The sequence below is a fragment of the Rhizobium ecuadorense genome, assembly GCF_001187535.1.
Lineage (GTDB): Bacteria > Pseudomonadota > Alphaproteobacteria > Rhizobiales > Rhizobiaceae > Rhizobium > Rhizobium ecuadorense.
Genome location: NZ_LFIO01000881.1, coordinates 1 through 218 on the forward strand (window position 1 = coordinate 1; position 218 = coordinate 218).

A 218-nucleotide genomic window follows, 5' to 3' on the forward strand; every position below is an offset into this window, starting at 1 on the left:
TTGCCAACTCCATCATGGTGATCATGAAGGCACTGTCGCTGGGATTTGCCATCGAGGTCGTCGACATCTTCGCACAGTCGCAGCTGACCGCCGCGCTGAACTTCTACTACCTCGAAGCCTTCCTGATCGCTGTGGTCATCTACATGGTGATCGCCTATCTCGTCACCTACGCCGCCGACCGGATGGAACGGGCGCTGAGGGTATGGGCCTAGCGGCGC

At 59.2% G+C, this 218-nt stretch carries 1 pseudogene; it reads left to right on the forward strand.

What is annotated here, in order from left to right:
• Positions 1 to 212 (forward strand): annotated as a pseudogene (locus AF337_RS15420) (amino acid ABC transporter permease); the annotation flags it as partial.
• Positions 213 to 218 lie beyond the last annotated feature (6 nt).